16 protein-coding genes and 1 pseudogene are annotated in these 18807 nt (G+C 64.7%); 10 read left to right on the top strand and 7 right to left on the bottom strand.

From position 1 onward, the window contains the following. Window positions 1-51 precede the first annotated feature (51 nt). The 4 genes and pseudogenes from A9W99_RS16635 (at window position 52) to A9W99_RS16620 (ending at window position 5244) form a co-directional block, all read left to right on the top strand. Window positions 52-992: pseudogene (locus A9W99_RS16635) on the top strand (DUF5996 family protein). A gap of 112 nt (window positions 993-1104) precedes the next feature. Next, window positions 1105-2604 (top strand): MFS transporter, encoded by a 1500-nt coding sequence (locus tag A9W99_RS16630; protein WP_082930043.1) that lies wholly within the window; start codon window positions 1105-1107, stop codon window positions 2602-2604. A gap of 93 nt (window positions 2605-2697) precedes the next feature. After that, the gene (locus A9W99_RS16625; protein ID WP_067380168.1) at window positions 2698-3033 is read left to right on the top strand and encodes a hypothetical protein; all 336 of its coding nucleotides are present in this window, start codon (window positions 2698-2700) and stop codon (window positions 3031-3033) included. 159 nt (window positions 3034-3192) lie between these two features. Continuing rightward, window positions 3193-5244 carry a M13 family metallopeptidase gene (locus A9W99_RS16620; RefSeq protein WP_067380165.1) on the top strand — a complete coding sequence of 684 codons (2052 nt, stop codon included), beginning with the start codon at window positions 3193-3195 and terminating at the stop codon, window positions 5242-5244. Here A9W99_RS16620 and A9W99_RS16615 read toward each other — a convergent pair. Then, window positions 5213-6112: a phytanoyl-CoA dioxygenase family protein gene (locus A9W99_RS16615; RefSeq protein ID WP_067380161.1), complete on the bottom strand. Its 900-nt coding sequence runs from the start codon at window positions 6110-6112 to the stop codon at window positions 5213-5215. The genes A9W99_RS16620 and A9W99_RS16615 overlap by 32 nt on opposite strands. Before the next feature lie 243 nt (window positions 6113-6355). Here A9W99_RS16615 and A9W99_RS16610 point away from each other — a divergent pair, with 243 nt between their 5' ends. Beyond that, complete coding sequence (locus tag A9W99_RS16610; RefSeq protein WP_067380158.1) at window positions 6356-7888, top strand: serine hydrolase; 1533 nt, start codon at window positions 6356-6358, stop codon at window positions 7886-7888. 3 nt (window positions 7889-7891) lie between these two features. Here the strand turns inward: A9W99_RS16610 and A9W99_RS16605 are convergent, their stop codons facing one another. The 5 genes from A9W99_RS16605 to A9W99_RS16585 form a co-directional block, all read right to left on the bottom strand. Continuing rightward, the gene (locus tag A9W99_RS16605) at window positions 7892-8641 is read right to left on the bottom strand and encodes a M15 family metallopeptidase (protein ID WP_082930064.1); all 750 of its coding nucleotides are present in this window, start codon (window positions 8639-8641) and stop codon (window positions 7892-7894) included. 145 nt (window positions 8642-8786) lie between these two features. Further along, window positions 8787-9674, bottom strand: a complete 888-nt coding sequence (locus A9W99_RS16600) for a VOC family protein (protein WP_067380155.1) — start codon at window positions 9672-9674, stop codon at window positions 8787-8789. Window positions 9675-9678: 4 nt separating this feature from the next. Beyond that, complete coding sequence (locus A9W99_RS16595; protein WP_067380152.1) at window positions 9679-10440, bottom strand: enoyl-CoA hydratase/isomerase family protein; 762 nt, start codon at window positions 10438-10440, stop codon at window positions 9679-9681. After that, window positions 10437-11201, bottom strand: a complete 765-nt coding sequence (locus A9W99_RS16590; RefSeq protein ID WP_067380149.1) for an alpha/beta fold hydrolase — start codon at window positions 11199-11201, stop codon at window positions 10437-10439. Before A9W99_RS16590 ends, A9W99_RS16595 begins: the two co-directional genes overlap by 4 nt. Beyond that, window positions 11198-12265 carry a DUF2855 family protein gene (locus A9W99_RS16585; protein WP_067380146.1) on the bottom strand — a complete coding sequence of 356 codons (1068 nt, stop codon included), beginning with the start codon at window positions 12263-12265 and terminating at the stop codon, window positions 11198-11200. The genes A9W99_RS16590 and A9W99_RS16585 overlap by 4 nt, the downstream gene beginning before the upstream one ends. Window positions 12266-12344: 79 nt before the next feature. Between A9W99_RS16585 and A9W99_RS16580 the strand changes: the two genes are divergently transcribed. From A9W99_RS16580 to A9W99_RS16560, 5 genes are all read left to right on the top strand, one after another. Continuing rightward, the gene (locus tag A9W99_RS16580) at window positions 12345-12791 is read left to right on the top strand and encodes an SRPBCC family protein (RefSeq protein WP_067380143.1); all 447 of its coding nucleotides are present in this window, start codon (window positions 12345-12347) and stop codon (window positions 12789-12791) included. Further along, complete coding sequence (locus tag A9W99_RS16575; RefSeq protein ID WP_067380140.1) at window positions 12775-13317, top strand: TetR/AcrR family transcriptional regulator; 543 nt, start codon at window positions 12775-12777, stop codon at window positions 13315-13317. Before A9W99_RS16580 ends, A9W99_RS16575 begins: the two co-directional genes overlap by 17 nt. Window positions 13318-13384: 67 nt before the next feature. Further along, a complete protein-coding gene (locus A9W99_RS16570) occupies window positions 13385-14266 on the top strand; it encodes a TIGR03854 family LLM class F420-dependent oxidoreductase (RefSeq protein WP_067380136.1) in 882 nt (293 codons plus the stop codon). Between the two features lie 88 nt (window positions 14267-14354). Continuing rightward, complete coding sequence (locus A9W99_RS16565) at window positions 14355-16532, top strand: hypothetical protein (protein WP_067380133.1); 2178 nt, start codon at window positions 14355-14357, stop codon at window positions 16530-16532. 105 nt (window positions 16533-16637) lie between these two features. Continuing rightward, window positions 16638-18095: a phospholipase D-like domain-containing protein gene (locus tag A9W99_RS16560; RefSeq protein ID WP_067380130.1), complete on the top strand. Its 1458-nt coding sequence runs from the start codon at window positions 16638-16640 to the stop codon at window positions 18093-18095. 28 nt (window positions 18096-18123) lie between these two features. On the opposite strand, the gene A9W99_RS16555 is transcribed toward A9W99_RS16560, so the two are convergent. After that, window positions 18124-18759: a TetR/AcrR family transcriptional regulator gene (locus A9W99_RS16555; protein ID WP_067380127.1), complete on the bottom strand. Its 636-nt coding sequence runs from the start codon at window positions 18757-18759 to the stop codon at window positions 18124-18126. Window positions 18760-18807: the final 48 nt, after the last annotated feature.

Genomic DNA, 18807 nt, shown 5'->3' with positions numbered 1-18807 from the left:
GACTGAAACAAGTGCTCACTCGAAATCGCCATCGGATAGGGGAGTGATTGCATGGCGCAACATAGCAATGCCTGGCCCAGCCTGCGGGTCGACGACTGGGCACCGACGCGGGACACACTGCACATGTGGACGCAGATCGTCGGCAAGGTTCGACTCGTTCATTCACCCATGGTGAATCACTGGTGGCAGGTCACTTTGTACGTGACTCCCCGTGGATTGACGACCTCGACGATCCCATATGCGACCGAGGCGTTCGACATCGAGTTCGACTTCATCGATCACCAGTTATTGATCCGGAGCAGTACCGGCGCGCCCCGCGCCGTGGCGCTGAAACCGAAATCGGTTGCCGAGTTCTACTCGCAGACTATGCAGGCACTGGATGAATTGGGATTTCCACCCGTATTCATCCATATCCCAACGAAGTTGACCATGCCCTGCCTTTCGCTGATGACGGCGAGCACGCGTCGTACGACCGTGACGCCGCAAACCTGTTCTGGTGCCAGTTGCTCCAGGCCAACCGCGTACTCGGCCAGTTTCGGTCCCGGTTCAGCGGCAAGGTAAGCCCAGTGCACTTCTACTGGGGTGCAATGGATCTCGCGTGTACCCGATTTTCGGGCCGCGATGCACCCCGCCATCCCGGCGGCGCACCGAATGTGGGGGACTGGGTGATGGTCGAGGGCTACTCACATGAATTGAGCAGTTCTGGGTTCTGGCCGGGAGGAGGTGATGAAGGTGCGTTCTACGCCTACGCCTACCCCGAGCCCGACGGGTTCCCCCACCATCCGGTCAGTCCCACGGAGGCTCACTACAGCAGAGATCTTGGAGAGTACGTCTTGCCATATGAGGTGGTGCGGCAGGCGGCTGACCCTGATCGGACGTTACTCGGCTTCCTGCAGGACAGCTATGAAGCGGCGGCGGTGAATGCCGGCTGGGACCGTGCCGCTCTAGAAGACGACCCGGATCGCTGGAGCGGCTACCGGACACGCGCATGACCTTCCCGTTTTGCGCAGAAGACGGAGACACAGCCACGAAGGTGAGGCGTCGCAAACCTGGTCTCGAACGAGGTTCAGCGCTGACACACATGCCACGTCGAAATTAACGAGCATGCATCAACCCGTATCCCCAGAACCTATGGATGGCCCGCGCAGGGTCCCGCTGGCTTCGCCCAATGCTCGGTGGCTGATCGCCGCCGCGGTTCTGGGCTCCGGGATCGCATTTCTTGATGGCACGGTGGTCAACGTCGCGCTTCCCGCCATAGGGCGGGACTTGAGGGCCGGCTTGACCGGTCAGCAGTGGGTACTGGACGGGTACCTCCTATCACTGAGCGCATTGCTACTTTCCGGCGGCGCGGCTGGAGACCGTTACGGTAGGCGCCGCGTATTTATCAGCGGCTTGGCCCTTTTCACCGCGGCTTCTGTCGCCTGCGGTTTTTCGCCGACCGTTGGTTGGTTGATCGGTGCCCGGGTGGTGCAGGGCGTGGGTGCCGCAGCGTTGGTGCCAGGCAGCCTCGCCTTGATAGATGTCGGGGTTCGAGAGGAAGATCGGACGCGCGCGGTGGGGATCTGGGCAGGCATGTCGGGGGTGGCCTCGGCGCTCGGGCCACTGATCGGCGGTTGGCTGGTCGACGCCGCATCCTGGCGGTGGGTGTTCTTCTTGAACATCTTGCTCGCCGCTGCAGCTGCCTGGATCACAGTGCGCCACGTTCCCGAATCGCGCGGTGCCACCGCACGGGGTCAGGCGGACATCCTCGGAGCCGTGGCGGTCATGCTCGGACTTGCCGGAGTGGTCTATGCGCTGATCGAAGCCCCTTCTCGCGGCTGGACACCGGTTACCGTGACAGCCGCCGCGATAGGCGCCACAGCGCTGGCGGCCTTCGCGCTGATTGAGACACGTGCGGCTGCACCGCTCCTACCCCTTCCGTTGTTCCGCTCGCGGCAGTTCACCGGCGCGAACCTCACCACCGTCGCCGTCTATGCGGCGCTCGGCGGCACACTCTTTCTGCTGGCGCTGCAGCTGCAGCAAAGCCTGCATTACTCGGCCCTCGCTGCCGGTCTCGCAACTCTGCCCTTTACCGTCATCATGCTTGTCGGTTCCCCATGGGCCGGCGCCCTCACGGAACGCACCGGCCCGCGGCTGCCCATGACGGTCGGCCCGCTGGTCGCTGCCGGGGGGTTGGCCTTGATGGCCCGCATCACCCCGGGGGCCTCATACCTCGAAGCGGTGTTGCCCGCTGTCGCCATCTTCGGATTCGGGCTGGCGATCACCGTCGCGCCGCTGACGGCGGCGGTCCTCGCCGCCGTGTCGGAAAATCATGCTGGAACCGCTTCGGGTGTCAACAACGCCATTGCGCGCCTCGCCGGACTGCTTGCCGTCGCGGTGCTGCCCATCGCAGCCGGTATCCACGCCGGCATCGGACAACCTCTCGGTCACAGCTTCGTCGTTGCGATGTTCATCGCAGCGGCCATTTCCGCAAGCGGTGGAGTCGTCGCCGCGCTCACCATTCGCACCAGCGTTGACGTCACTCACCATGTGCTGCCCGGGGTCAACCACGCGTGCCAAGACGCGTGCACTCGACGTGCCGCGCGAGCGCCGGAGGCCGCTTAGTCTCAAGCGCATGCGACTTGTCGGTCCTTGCGCGAACACCATCTTCTCAGTTAGAACCACTGTCGCAAGCAAGCACGCAGGTAGGGTTGATCCATGGGTCGCGAGTTTATCGAGATCCGGATAACCGATCCCCGGGAATTCATCCACACGACGCCCGAGGCCCTCCGCCCACGGCTGCTGGACTGGCAGGTTGATGCCAAGGGTAGACACGTCGCATGGCGTTACCGGATAGCACGTTACGAGCAAGACGGCCAACCGAGGTGGTGGTTGGACGGGACAGGCCAGCACCCGTGGACCAGCGATGACGTCGAGTATTTGAAGGACGTTGCTGAGCACCATGCCGGCCGACTGTTGCGCAGGCAGCGATGGCGGCCCAAGAGCATGCATCACGGCCAGGAACCGCCGCTGTGGCTAGGTGGTCGAGGGTAGTCCCGATCACCACCACCGTTGGTTTGCGGTCCCGTCCGGCATCGACGGCAACCGCATTGTTGGTGCGTCCCATGCAGTGCAGCCGCCGCAGTAAATTGCCTGTGACGCCGGGTACGACGGCGGGCAGTACGTTCTCGTTCCAGCTCATGGAGGTCTGCGGTGCGTGTATTCATTCGTTCGGTGGCAGCATCGCTCGCCGCCGGCCTGGTGCTCGTCGGGTGTGACCACCCGGTAGCCCAGCCTCCCACACCCAAAGTCGGTTCCTGGGGCGTCGACCTGGCCGACATGGACAGGTCCGTGCGGCCCGGCAACGACTTTTTCGACTACGTCGTCGGCACCTGGATCAAGAACGCGAAGATCCCCCCAGACCGGGTGTGCGCGGGCGTTAATCTCGATATTCAGAACCAGCTCGACGCCGACCTCAAGGCGATCGTCCAGCGCGCCAGCGCCAAACACGCGGCGGCCGGCGATATCTCGCAGCAGATCGGCGACCTCTACGCGTCGTACATGGACGAGGCGCTGCTGAACAAGAAAGGGGTCGAGCCGGTACGGCCCCTGCTCGCGTCGATCGACGCCATCAACGACAGGCCGGGACTCAACGCGGTGCTGGTGTCCTTCAACGGCAAGACCCGGGTCGACGACCCCTTCCCGGTCTCGGTGGATATTGACCCGAACAACCCGACCCGGTACATCCCCAGGATTTGGCAGGGCGGCCTCTCGCTCGGTGACCGCGGCTATTACGTGAACACCGATCCCGAATCGGTCGAGCTGCGAACGGCCTTCGTCGCACACGCGGCCAAGCTGCTCGGGCTGGCCGGTTACGCCGACGCGCAGCAGCAGGCCGAACAACTGCTTGCCCTGGAAACCAAGCTGGCAGAGGTGCAACTGCCGCGGGAACTCGCGCGCAACGTCGAGAAGACGGACAACATCATGGCGCGTGCCGAAGTCGAGCAGCTCGCGCAGGGCGCGCCCTTGCGGGAGATGTTCGACGCGCTGAAGCTGCCGACGACGACCGACTTCCAGGTGGGCATGCCTGACGTGTTGCGCAAGACCGCCGAGCTTTTCGCCACCGAGCCGCTGGACGCGTGGAAGGCGTACGAGCGCTACCACGTCCTGCATTCATATGGCAGCGAGCTGTCGACGCCGGTCGCCGACGAGCTGTTCGACTTCTACGGCCGCACCATGGCGGGCGCCCAGGAGCGGGCACCGCGTGACAAGCGCGGCGTTTCTCGAGTGAGCAGTGAACTCGGCGACCCAGTCGGAGAACTTTATGTCGGCGCACACTTCAGTCAGCCGACGCGCGACAGGGCGCGAGCGCTGGTCGAAAATCTCCGCAAGGCGTACAGCAAGCGCATCGACGGCGCCTCGTGGATGGCACCCGAGACCAAGAAAGAAGCCCAGGCCAAGCTCGCGGCACTGGTTGCCAAAGTCGGCTATCCCGACAAGTGGAAGTCATATGCGACGGTCAAGATCGGCGCCGCGGACCTCGTCGGCAACGAGAACAATCTGGCGATCTGGTCGTGGGACGACGACGTCAGCAAGTTGGGAAAACCGATCGACCGCGCCGAATGGAACATGACGCCGCAGACCAACAACGCCTACTACTCTCCGCGTCTCAACGACATCGTGTTTCCGGCGGCGATTCTGCAACCACCGAACTTTGATCCCGCGGCCGATCCCGCTGCCAACTACGGCGCGATCGGCGCCACTATCGGTCACGAAATGAGCCATGCGTTCGACGACCAGGGCCGCAAGAGCGACGGCACCGGTGTGCAGCGCGATTGGTGGACGCCGGCGGACGCCGAGCGCTATGTGCGCGAGTCGGACAAGCTTGTCGAGCAGTTCAACGGCTATGAGCCGCTACCGGGCAATCGCATCAACGGGAAGCTGACGATCGGCGAGAACATCGCCGATCTTGCGGGACTGCGCATCGCCTACGACGCCTACAAGCTGTCCCTCAACGGAAAAGAGGCGCCGGTCATCGACGGCCTCACCGGCGACCAGCGGTTCTTCATGGCCTTCGCGGCGAGCTGGAAAGAGATCTGTCGGCCCCAGACTGTGCGCACCCGTTTGCTGTCGGACGTCCACAGCCCCGCCAAGTTCCGGGTCAACGGAATCGTCCGCAACATGGACGAGTGGTATGCGGCGTTCAACGTGCAGCCGGGAGACTCGTTGTTTCTCAAGCCCGAGGACCGCGTCCGGGTCTGGTGACTGCCTGCGCGTCCTGCCCGTTCTCCAACAGCCTCAGCGGGTGCAGGCCGTCGACCGCGCCGACGAACGGCGGGTGGATGCTGTAGCCCAGCATGCGGCGAATGTCGTCGGAGACCGCTCGGGCCGTCTCGCGCGATATAGACAGCGTGAACGCCTCCATCGGTCGCAGCCACGGTTGGCAGTACTGGGCGGTGACGGCAAGGCGGTCGCGGGTGGTGGTGTCGGCGCCTCCGCCATGCCAAAGGGTGCCGACGAAGAAGACGCACGAACCGGCGGGCATGACGACAGGTACGGCCTGATCGCCTGGAGTCGGGCGACGTTTGCCCCAGCGGTGGCTGCCAGGTATGAGGACCGTGGCGCCGTTGTCGGCGGTGAAGTCGTCGATCGCCCAAATCGTCGCCGCCGTCAATGGATCGCGTGGGCGCGGAATCGGGTAGAAGCCGTCGTCGTGGTGAGGAAGCTGCGCGGTCTCCCCCGGCTGAATGTTGATGGCCTGCAACGCCGAAAGCAGGTAGTTGGGCATCAGCAGCCGATCGAGCACCGCGAGCACGCGGGGATGGTCGACGAGCCGGTCGCACACCCGCGTCCGGCTCAGCACGCTGTAGATGCGTTGGGTCCGCCGGCCCTCGAACGAGTTGCGTCCAGTGTGTACCAGCCAGGGGCGCACGACCTCACGGATTTGCCTGCACTCGTCGGCACTCAGCAGGTTCTGCCAGACGACGTAGCCGTCACGGTCGAGGGCCGCTAAGTCAGCATCGACGATCGCGCCGTCGACGGAGCTCCCGCCGGTAGGTGCCCACCTATACCGTTGCGCCAGATCGCCCCGGAGATCCTCTAGCGTTGTGACGGATTCGTCGTTCATTTCCATTGGTCCCGTCCTTCTCCTGCTGACCACACTAAGCTGAGTTCGACTCGGGACACAGCATCATGGCGGGACAACGACCTGTGGGAATTCCGTGAACGACGACTGTTCGCTTGGCGGCTTTGCCGATCTTGAGGCCGCGGGTCACACCAGTCACTCAATTCACTGGAGAGAAGCGGTTGTCTTTTTGCCCGACTCCGAGCGACAAATTGGCTTGCGCCACAACGGTTGTCGCTATGAGGCGGCCCCATGCGAATAGCCATTGCCATCGGAATTCTCCTTCTTGCGCTCACCGCTTGCTCGCGTGGTCAAGCAGCCCACACCGCGGCAAACGACGCCGGTCACGCGACATCCCCGCCGGCTGCGCCGGTGGTCCCGGCTCCGACAACAGAATTCACGACGCCGTCCCAGCCGCCCGATCCGGCTACCGCACTTGAGTTCGCGAAGGTCTCCAAGCTGATCACCGATGCGATTGCGGCCAATCGGCTGCCAGGTGCTGTGGTGATGATCGGGCACGGGGGCCAGATCGCCTTCCACCAGGCTTATGGCTCACGCAAGCTCGCGGGCGAACCGGGGCTGAACGGACTCCCCGCGCCTGCGGAGCCGATGACCGAGGACACGATCTTCGACTTGGCGTCGCTGTCGAAGATCCTCGCCACGGCGACCGCCGTCCTGCAGCTCTACGAACAAGGCATGGTTCAGTTCGACGATCCCGTCCAGCAGTATCTGCCCGACTTCAATCCGGCGAATGATCCGGTGCGTGCACAGGTGACGGTTCGCATGTTGCTTACGCACACTTCAGGCGAACCGGGGGATGTAGAACTCAAAGATCCGTGGGGACTGGACCGAACCGACAAAGCAGAGGGCACACATCGCGCTCTCAATACGCCGCTGCAGTCGGCGCCCGGCGAGGTTTTCCATTACTCCGATATCAACTTCATCCTGCTAGGCGCGCTGCTCGAGAAAATCACCGGCGAGGCAGAAGACGTCTACGTTCAAGAACACGTATTCGCGCCACTTGGCATGGCAGAAACCCGCTATCTTCCGGTGGCCAAAGCATGCGGTCCGCACACGGTAAGGGGGGCTGCGATCGGCTGGGCTTCCGCTTCCGCGAGTACCGCGCCTGCCGCTTGTCCGGCAGGCACCTGGAACGTCGGTCTGTTGTCGCGCATCGCTCCGACAGCACGCGACGAAGAAGGCAGAGCGGATCCGGGCAAGAATCCTGATCTCGATCAACTGCTCCGGGGCACCGTGCATGACACGACCGCGCGGCGCATGGGCGGGGTGGCCGGGCATGCCGGTGTGTTCTCCACGGCCCATGATGTCGGCATCTTTGCGCAAGCCCTGCTCGATAGACTTGCCGGACGTCCAAGCGAATTCCCGCTGAGCCAAGCAACTTTGGAGTTGATGACGACTCCGCAGCAGCCGGGCCATACGCCTCGACAACTCGAAGCGGCCAATGATGCCGCCCGACAAGCCATCGCAAAAAGACCGAATGCGACGGGTTCGCTGCTCGCTCCGCACTATCCGGCGATCGCGGGGCAAAACCTGCGCGGCTTCGGCTGGGACATCGACACGCCCCTCTCGATGCCGCGAGGCATGGTCTTCCCCGTCGGCAGCTTCGGCCATACCGGCTTCACCGGAACCTCGATGTGGCTGGACCCAGGCTCAGACACCTACGTGGTACTGCTCACGAATTCGATTCATACCCGGGGCAGTCCACCGATCTCAGACATCCGGGGTGAGGTGGCGACGGCGGCGGCGCAGGCCCTGGGTCTGTGAAGCTCAGGGCCGCTCGAAGTGTTGGTAGTCGGTGTCGGTCGCCCAGTAGCCACCCCACGCCCAGCCTCGATCTGCGAAGACGTGCACGACGGGGTCGTCGTTGTGTATGAGTCCCGGGTCGGTGCGGCTGCGGTCCAGGTAGGCCGCCGCGTTCCGCGGTTCGAAGTATCCGCCGGTGTAGAGACACGGGTTGATGAGCGGATTGAGATCGATAGCACGACCGTAAGCGTGTGGAGACCACTGGTTGGAGCCCGGGATGAGTCGGCAGTTGAACGCCGACGTGTTGTTGTCCTCCATGGACAGCTCATCGTCAGCCTCTGAGTAGTGGTCGACCGTACGAATCTTGTCGACGGGATAACTCATTCGGTGGAGCTGTTCGAAGATCGCGATGACGTCCGGCACCAGCTCTTCGTGCACGATCAGCTCGCCGTGGTGGGTCTGGCCGTCGAAACCGATGTAGGCGACGTCAACCCGTCGCAGCTGCTCGGGCTCCACGGGGCAACCCGGATGCCAGGTCGTGCCCAGATCGGCGGCAGTGACCGGCTGAACTGACGTAGCGACGGGTGCCGGCGGCGCGCTGGGCGACGGCGATGCGGCAGCCGACGGCGACGTGGCGGCCGAGGGTGACGATGACGCCGAGGCAGACGGGGACGGTGTGGCCGCCTGCGGTGGCGGTGTGGCGCTGCACTGCGCCAGCACGACGACTGCTGAGAGCATCTCCACCAACACGGCACCCGGGCGCTTGAAGGGCATCATCGGGATGAATCCTCACCGCTTGCTGCTGTCTCTACAAGTGCCGCTCTTTCAGCGAATCCCGTCCGCTACCTCAACCAGCAGGTCGTCGAGGCGCCGCGCGAGGTTCCACCCAAGATAGACGGCGAAGTGGACGACGAGTTCCTCAAGCTCGGGCCTCGCCTTGCTTCCCGGACTCAGCCGGCTCGATCAACAGCGTCGGTACGCCGCACGTGCCGTCCTTAACACTGAGCACGCGAGTGCCGGCCTTGCGGCCTGGGCGGACCTCGGACACATCGAGCCCGGCCTCGGCGAGCCGTGCCCGTGCGGCATCGGCGTTGGGAACGCGCCAGGAGAGGCCCCAAACCCGATCGGTTTCGGTTCTGGGCTGCGCCTCGCGGAGTGGCTGTGCGAGCTCCACGGTGACTCCGCCAACGCGGAGGAACACCAGCCGCATGCCCCAGTCCGGAAAGCTGCGGTCGAGCGCGAGGCGCAGGCCGAGCCCATCACGGTAGAGCGTGATCGCAGCGTCCGCGTCGGATGTACTCACCACTGCGTGGTCGATCCCCGTGACGATTGCACCCTCGGATCCGACCGGCGCTGCCTCGGGAAGGAGATCCGGCGACTCGTGCTCGATCGCGATCATCAGCACACCGCGCGTTCGTGTTTCCGGAAGCAGCACGCTGCGCCAGCGCCGGGTCAGCCCTGTGTGGGTGTCGCGGCCGAGACCGGCTGACACGGGCGACGGCTCGAGGCCGTTCGCGGTGAGTTGCGTGTGCACGCCGTCAATATCGGAAGTGGCGAACGCCAGCCCGATCGGGCCCTCGCCCCGGTGGTCGAGCTGCGCCGCGACGGTGCGCCCAAAGGCGCCATCACCGTGCGGCGTGATCAGCTCAAGGTAGGTGTTGTCCAGCCGAAACAGGGCATTGGCCGTGCCCCATCCTGGATGATCTCCGCGCCACGACGGGCTCCGGGACAGCAGTGTCGCGTAGCGGCGCGTGGCGTCGTCGAGGTCGCGCACCGCGACGATCACATGGTCGAGCGCATCGAACACGAACTCAGCGACCCGTGAACATCGGAGCGCGCCGCTGGGCTGCTGCCGTCACGCCCTCACGGAAGTCGGCGGTTGCCTGAAGCCGGGTCTGTTCTTCGAGCTCGCGAGCGGTGGCGGCGGCGACCTCCTCCGCGAGTCCGGCGCGCATGGTGGAGCGAATGCTGGTGAGCGCCAGGGGAGCTGACGCGGCGATACGCTCGGCGAACCGAAGCGCCGCCGGCCGCACTTCGCCATCGTCGGCCAGTTCATCGACCAACCCTGCGGCATAAGCGATTTCACCGCCGAAACGCTCACCGGTGAGCGTCCACTCGAGTGCACGTTGCTGACCGACGACACGTGGCAAGGTGGCGGTGATGCCGAAGCCGGGATGGAACCCGAGCCGGCTGAAGTTGGCCGCGAATTTCGACGAGGGTGCAGCCACCCGGAAGTCTGCGCTGAGGGCAAGTCCAAGTCCGCCGCCGATCGCGGCGCCCTGCACCGCGGCGACGACGGGCTTGCTGGTGCGGAACAGCCGGATGGCCTGGGCGTAAAGGTCGCCGGGCGACAAGCGATCCTCGGTGGGTCGAGAGAAGTCGGCACCGGCGCAGAAGTGCTTTCCCTTCGCACACAACACGATTGCCCGGCATTCGGCTTCGTCGTCGAGTCGCTCGTAGGCATCGGCGATGCCCTCGATCAACGCGGTGTCGAAGTAGTTGTTCGGGGGGCGATGGATCTCGACCACGGCCACGTGGCCGACGGCTTCGACGGTGACGTCCGGCGTGCTCAAAGCTGTTCCAGTAGTTCGCGTACGGCCGTGTTGAACGCCTCGGGCTGGTCCATGTTCGCAGCATGCCCCGCGTTCTCGATGACGACCTTGCGAGAATTGGGGATCTTTCGGTCCATGTATTCGGCCCCAGCCAGGAAGTCGGTGTCGTCGGCGTCGACGACCACCAATGTGGGCACCGTGATGCTGTCGAGCGAGCTGATCACGCGAGCGTCCTTCTGCGCCATGACACGGCGGGCGGCGCGCGGCAATCCCTCGGGATGCTCGTGCACCGCTTGGGCGAGTTCCGCGGACATGTCGGCCGGCGTCTCGCCGCGCTCGAGGTTCTGGGCGCGCCGTTCCACCCACGCGTTCCACTTCTCGCGGGCTTCGTCGTTGCGGAAGCCCGGTCCCGTGTCAACCAGCACCAGCGCGGCCACCCGCTGCGGATGAGCGAGGTGGAAGGCCAGAGATAGGTAGCCGCCCAACGACATTCCGCCGACGACTGCCCGATCGGCACCTGCGGCATCGAGAATCGCCGCCATGTCGGCGACGCTGATCTGCTCGCTGTAGCGGTCCAGGTCATCGGGCGCATCACTGCTGCCGTGCCCGCGCTGGTCCCAGACAATCACCGGCCGGTCGGCGCTGAGCGCATCGATATTGGGGCCCCACATGCCCGCGGTGGCACCGAAGCCGTGCGTGAGCAAAAGCGGCACGCCCGACCCCTGCGGGTTGTGCACCTGGTAGGCGAGGGCGACGCCGTCGTCGCGCTGGAGTCGGTTCACAGATCCACAATCGTGCCGGCCCTGGGGTCGACTTTGCCGTCGAGCAGCTCGAGGTAGGCCCGCTGGATGTCATCGGTGCTCGAGATCCGTTCGACCCGAAGCCAATTCGACGCCCACTCGGCAAAGGGCGTCCATGCCTCGGCGACATTGAGGTCGAGTTTCGCTGTGCCCCAGTCGGAGCCGCGCTTCTTGATGCGGTCCGGTGCGAAGAAGAAGACGGGGCTGGGGCCCTCGAGATGTCCGCTACCTTGCGCCATCTCGGTCCAGTGCGTCATGCCGACGGCAGCGCTGTGGGCGAGGCGGTCGCCGTAGTGGGCGTGGATGGCGGTGCGGATATTTCCGTCGCCGGAGATGTCGATGTAGACGGCACGGTCGCCCGGCAACTGAGAGATGTCGTCGTATCCGTAGACCGAATCGTAGACGTCCAGTCCCGTGACGAACTCGCTGTTGCCCGCCGACGTCAGGCCCACGATTCGGACGCCGTCACGCTTGGCCAGAAGGTAGGCCGCGATGATCGCCGTTTTCGACGAGGCGCTGGAGATCACGATCGTGTCGGCGCCGAAGAAGCCTTCGTCGGCGACGAAGTCGTCAATGAGGAACGACGTGAAGAACAGGGGGAAGAACAGGATGTGTGCTGCCTCGCGATCGGCCGAGTACACCGGATCGGTCTGGACGTCGCGGTAGCCCTGGTAGGCGGAGGGCAGCGCCGCGCGATGCGGGGCCGCGTCGATGAATCCCTTCTCGTTGATGCGGTCCGGGATGACCAGCAGGTGACTCGCACACGGCAGGTAGCCGTAGACGCGGGTGCCCTGCGCCAGGTCGGGATGTCGCGATTCCTCCACGTGGGCGTAACCCCAGACGTTGAGCTTTCCCCAGTCCGGATCCGACGCCGGGAAGAAATCCCAGTACTTCATCGCCTCGCCGAAGACGGCATAGGTGATGTTGTTCGACGTCAGGCCGAACGACTCGACGCGCAGCAGCGCGGCCCCATCCTTCGGCGACGGTGCATCGCCGAAGAGGAGCCGGGTCTGGTGCAGATCTTTGCGATGCAACTCGAAGTCCATCAGGCGAGCCTATGAGCGTGCGCTCGGGTGGGAAAGACCGACTAGCCGACACCTGGACGATTCATGTACCATTTGGTACATGATTACTGAGAGCGGCGTGGATATTCATGCACCGGCGTCCCTGGTTTGGGAGGTGTTCAGCGATGTTGAGCGGTGGCCGGAATGGACCGCCTCGGTCACCAGCCTGGTCGCCCTCGACGGACCCGGACTCGCTGTTGGTAAGCGGTTCCAGATCAAACAACCGAAGCTGCCGACGCTCGTGTGGGAAGTCACCGAGGTGTCACCGGGGGTGTCGTGGACCTGGGCGCAACGTTCGCCTGGCGGCAGGACCGTGGCCACTCACACGGTGACGTCGGTCGCCGATGGCCGGACACGAGTAGACCAGAAGCTCGACCAACAGGGCCCGATAGGGGCGATCGTGGCCCGACTCATGCTCCGCACGACGCGGCGCTACCTCGAGATGGAAGCCCACGGCCTCAAGGGCCGCAGCGAGCAACTGCGGCAATCCCTTGGCCCGCACTCCTGACCTCAGTCGACGCCAGCAGCTGCTCGATGCGCTGGTGGAAGAACTCGCCGCGGCCGGCATAGGGGACCGTTCGCTGCGCGAAGTCGCCGCTGCCGTCGGCACCAGCCATCGCATGTTGCTGCACCACTTCGCCTCCCGCGACGAACTGCTGCTGGCAATCGTGGAGGAGGTCGAACAACGGCAAATGACTGTGCTGTCCGATCTGCCCGTCGAGCCGGCCGGCAGCTTCGCCGCAATGTGGGAAATGCTGTGCCGGCCTGAGCTACGGCCGCTCGAGCGGCTCTTCTTCGAGTGCTATTCCCGCGGCGTGCAGGGCGAGGAGCCCTTTGCACGCATGGTGCCCGGCGCTGTCGACACCTGGCTGGCCGAGGTGGACAAGGCGGCCGGCGGCACCAGCGACCCGGCGTTGGTGCGCCTGGGCCTGGGTGTCACCCGCGGACTGCTGCTCGACCTGGTGGCCACCGACGACGACGCCGGCGTGACCGCGGCAGCGCAGGCGTTTGTGGAGCTGCTCCGGCTCAGCTGACTGGTGGGACACAAATCGAGGGCCCGTTGCGTTGGTCTCTTTTGCAGCTAAACGGAGGGAGACCCGGGTGAAGATTCGCTTCGGCGTCGGGCTGGGTGCGGACACCGCGCCCGATCAACTCGGCGAAATCGTCGACCACTTGGAATCTGCCGGGGTGGACTCGCTGTGGTTCTCCGAGCTGGTCTATTCCCCGGCGGTGGATCCGATGGTCGGGATGGCGTACGCATTGGCGCGGTCCAATCGATTGAAGGTGGGCACTTCGGTGGCGGTGTTGCCGGGTCGTCATCCGGTGCTGGTTGCCAAACAGCTGGCCTCGCTCGCGGCACTCGCACCCAAGCGAGTTCTTCCTGTCTTCGGTCTGCGTTCCGCGATTCCGGCCGAGCGCGAGGTGTTCGCAGTACCTGAAGGCGAACGGGCAGCGGTGTTCGACGAATCGCTGCTGGTACTGCGCTCGGCCCTGGTCGATGACTCGGTCACCTATCGCGGCAGGTTTTTCACGGTCAATGCCGCAGCGGTCGCACCGCGCCCCGCGCCTCCGCTGGACATTTGGCTGGGCGGCTCGTCGCCTCCGGCGTTCCGTCGGATCGGGTCGCTGGCCGACGGCTGGTTGGGGAGTTTTCTCACGCCCAACGAGGCCCGCAAGGGACGGGAGGCGATCGGACGGGCTTCGGCGGAGGCAGGGCGGCAAATCGAGGCCGATCACTTCGGCATTTCTCTGGCCGTCGCCGACGGCGACTTGCCGGCGGAGGTGATGGCAGCGATCCGCCGGCGTCGTCCCGATCTCGATCCCGGCGAGTTGGTCGCTGCCGGGTGGAACCAGTTGCACCGTCAACTCGATGCCTATCTGGACTCTGGCTTGTCGAAGTTCGTCATCAGGCCGCTCGGTAGGGCGCCGGTAAACGGCTTCATCGATCGTTTTGTCGCCGAGCTGGTTGGTCGCCAGAACTAAGCAGCGGAATCCTGGTGACTCAAAACGCCGCCTGGCGGGTACAGAGTTCGCAAGCCGATCGCGCGCCGCCCAGCCATTGGAGTTCGCCATGCAACGACCCGACACGATCATCGAAATTCATCGTGAACGAGTCCAGGATCAGACGGCCGACATGTTCAGCGGCGACAGCTACACGGAATCCGTCGACGGCACCGGGTACTCGGCGACGGCCACACTCGATCTCACCGTGGACCGGGTCTGGTTCATCCTCGATTCGCATCAGCGGCTGTGGCAAGAGGAATCCGATGGCGAAACCCGTGATCCGTTACGGCATTTCGCGATCGATCTGGTGATCTTCAACTCGAAAATCGTCATCGACTCGGTTACCTGTATCCCGTTGGTCGAGCTGCCACCGGCGACGATCACCATTCCGGACGGTCCGCGCGCCGGGGAAGCACGCGACATCCCGTACAACGAGATTCCGCTTTTCGGCCGGCTGACGATTCACGATCAGCTCGAGCCACACCACACAGAGCCGGGTAAGCAGACGATCGCCCTGAACTTCGGCGTGCAAGATGCTCCTATCCTGCTGGCCACCTCACTGCGCGACGACTACGCCCCGCGCCTGTTCGGTCCGCACATCGAGCGACGTTCCGCTGGCGAGACCGCCTTCACCGGACAAGACCCGCGAATCACCTGGGAACTCGACTATGCCGAGGCGTATTGGATAACCCACAGCATCGCGGGGGAGCTGATGGTGAACCTGGAAAAGCTGCAGCATCCCGGTCTGTCGGATGACGAGGCCAGAGACAAGGTGCTCGACTCGCTGGCCGCCCAGATCGCCGATGCGGTGCGCCCCAAGCTCGCGGACATGGGCGAGGACGGTATCACCAATCTCCTGCCCGCACCGCTGGACATCGACCCCGACGCGCAGGACGACAGCACGTTCAAGGCTCTTGACGCCGTCGTGCAGCGCTTCTATGTCGGCGCGTCGTCCGAGAACGCCATCAACGAATCCATGGTGGTCCAGCTGCAGACGCTGCGCGAACTTCCGGCAGGCGAGGACCTGCCGGCATCGATCTTGGCCGAAAACCCCAGGGAGAAAGCCGGATTGGCCGTCACCGGGTGGAGCATCCTGCGGCAGGTCCGGGGCACCGTGATGAACAGCTTCGGTCTGGACGAAAGCGACTTCGACGCCGAAGCGGCGTGCCTGCTGATGGGTCCGAAAACTATCAGCATCGGCGGACAAGACCGCAGCCTGGACGCTCTGGACGCCGATATCGTGCCCCGGACCGAGGACGGCCGGTTGGTCATCGACGGCACGGTGAGCGCCGAAACCAAGCTCTACGACTTCAAAGCGAACTTCAAGGTCACCTACGAGATGGGCCTCGACGACATACCGCGTGACCCGAAGGGGGAGGAGACCCAGCGATCCAACGGAACCATGGAGAGTCTCGAGCAGGAAATGCGCGAGGCTTCCGAGAAGAAGCGCGCCGGTGAGCTCAGCCACCAGGACTACGAGGCAGAGGTCAAGCGGGTCAGCGAGCGATTCGACGAGCTGCCCCGGACCGTCGGGGTGCGACCGGCGCAGAATCCCGAAGAGCCGGAAGTGAATGCGGACTTCAACCTTTCGCTGGCAGGCAAGGCCGCCACCGCCGCCGGAGCCGCCGCAGTGATCGGCCTGCTCGCGCTGCCGGTCACCTGGGCGGTGGGGGCAGCGGGCGTGGGCGCGGCCGGCGCGGGTGGACTGCTGACGCTGGCGATCGCGCAATACCTCACCACCGTGCTCACGATCGACTGGTTCGGCACCGGCATCGGATCCCGTCAAGTCAAGAAATCGCTCAACGACCGTCCCGAGGGCACCTTGCTCCCCCCGATCGGAATACCGGTTGACGTGAACCTCAACCGGCAGCGCCTGGCGGTGTACTTCCGCCCGGTGCCCGGCAAACTGTGGGTCAGTTGCGCCACGGTTCAGGAGGACGACGACGATCAGGAAGACAAGGCCCGCAACGACATTCGGCTCGTCGGTGGCCGGTGGCCGACCGATGGTCAGCCCTGGAAGCTGTCCAGCGATGACGCCGTCCTGTACGTGGATTCCGGAGAATTGCAGCTTTTCCTCGATTCCGACGGCGCCGGCGGGGAACAGTCGCCCATCGGTGTCGCCACCACCGAGGACGGTCGACGCCAGCTTCGGGTGGACGGTGGGGGCCCCGATGAATTGCATCGGCTTCCGCAGTGCTCGGTCAGGCCAGGATCGGAGCTCGAAGCCGCAGACGAAAAGCAGTGAGACCTCACCCGTGGGGCCGGCTTTGCGCGATCGATTTGGCGATGAGCCGGAATCTGTTGGAAACTGGGCTGTGTCCGCGTCCAACAGTCAGTTGAGAGATCCCGAGTGCCCGACGATCGATTGCTGACTCCCGGTCAGACATGCTGGCGCATAGAGCGTGCCGACCAGTTCGCCTGCATCATCGATGCCGCCGACTACTTCAAGCACGTCAAGGCGGCGATGCTGCGCGCTCGGCACCGAATCATGCTGATCGGTTGGGATTTGGATGCCAGGACGACATTCGAACGAGGCGCCAAGACGCTGCCCGGACCCAACCAGTTGGGTGCCTTCCTCTATTGGATGGTGTGGAAACGGCCGGATCTCAAGATCTACCTGCTCAAGTCCAATCTGCGCCTGCTGCCCGCCTTCGACGGCATCTGGTATGGGCTCACGCCGGTTTCGCTGGTCAATCAAATCACCAGCAAGCGAATGCATTTCGCTGTCGACGGCAAGCGTCCGACCGGTGCCGTTCATCACCAGAAAATCGTGGTCGTCGACGATGCGGTGGCGTTCTGCGGTGGCATCGACATCACCATCGGCCGGTGGGACACCCCTGCGCATGAGCAGCGCAGCCGGCATCGCCGGGCGTTAGGGCGTAGCTACGGCCCTCGCCATGACGTCGCGGTGGCCGTCGACGGTGCCGCCGCGCGGGCGCTGGGTGACCAAGCCCGAGCCCGCTGGCGGTCCGCGACCGACGGATCGCTGCGGGCGGTTGAGGCCAAGCACGTCGCGTGGCCCAGCGGACTGCAGCCGACACTGCATGCCGTCGATGTCGGAATCGCGCGAACTTTGCCAAAACTGCCTGGGCGCAAGGAGGTTCGGGAGGTCGAGGCGCTGAACCTGGCGGCCATAGCGGCGGCCCGGCACACCATCTACCTGGAGAACCAGTATTTGGCAGCCCGGCGCATCGTCGATGCGCTCGCGGCGCGACTCAGTGAAGACCAGGGGCCGGAGATCGTCATCGTCGTTCCTCGCAAAGGCAACAATGCCCTCGAGCGGGGAACGATGGACGGTGCACGCCACCGGCTCATTCAAGTGCTATGGGACGCAGACGATCACAGTCGACTGGGCGTCTACTGGCCCGCGACCGACGGCGGTACGCCGATCTATATTCATTCGAAGGTGCTGGTGGTCGACGACCGCCTGTTGCGCGTGGGGTCGTCGAACCTGAACAACCGATCGATGGGATTCGACAGCGAGTGCGATCTCGCCATCGAGGCGAATCCGGATGTGTCACAACACGATGACGTCCGCCGGCAGGTCACATCGACGCGTAATCGATTGGTGTCGGAACACCTCGGAGTGTCCGTCGGCGAGTTCGAGAGGACGATGGCCGAATGCGGGTCATTCCTGAAGACCGTCGAGTCGTTACGCGGCCAGGGCAGGACGTTGCGGCCGGTTACCGAACGCACGGTGTCCGACGAGGCGAGCCCGCTCGCGGAGAACGACCTGATGGATCCAGACCACGTTCCGCCGTCGCTGACCCGAAGCATGCAGCGGCTCATCGCCGGACTGCGGCGATGACTGCGACTGCCTCGAAGCGGCGCGCTGGCTAGCTCGAACGCCTGACCCCGCGCACCACGGCGACGCACAGGTCAGCGCATATGGCGGCCAGCTCATGAGTGGTTTCCTGAGGATCCTCGAGCCAGGCCTCGATGATCTGGTTCACCCCACCGACCATGAACACCGCCCCGCGCCGCAAGTCGGCCGGACTCGCTGTGAAATCTGGCAGGACATCAGGGCTGTACTGGATGACCAGGTCGGTGATCATGTCCAGGATGTGCGTGCGGTGCTGCGCCAGACCCGCAACGCTGCTCACGTCGCCGGTGGCGATGCGATGGACGTGGGGGTCGGCGGCGATGATGTCCAGGAACGCTGTCAGCGCCGAACGGAGTTTGTCCCGGAGGCTGCCGGAGTCACGCATCGCGGCGCCCACCATTGTGTCGAGCAGTTCATCGCGAACGTCGTCGGAGACGGCGAACAGCAGCGCGTCCCGGTTCGGAAACTGCTCGTAGAAGTACCGAGGGATCAGTCCGGCCGCGTTGCACACGCCGCGGACGGTCACCTCGGTGATTCCGGATTCCCCCCAGATCTGCCGCCCGGCGGCGAGCAGCTTGCGGCGGCGTTCGGCTCGCCGGTCGGCCGCGCTGATGCCGCCGTAGTCCCGCACCACTTCCGCGCGTTTCATTGACAGCAACCCTACCCGGCACCTACCTTTGGAACACGAGCGTTATCC

This window comes from Mycobacterium sp. 1164966.3, from assembly GCF_001665395.1.
Lineage (GTDB): Bacteria > Actinomycetota > Actinomycetes > Mycobacteriales > Mycobacteriaceae > Mycobacterium.
This window is presented reverse-complemented; position numbering and strand designations above follow the sequence as displayed.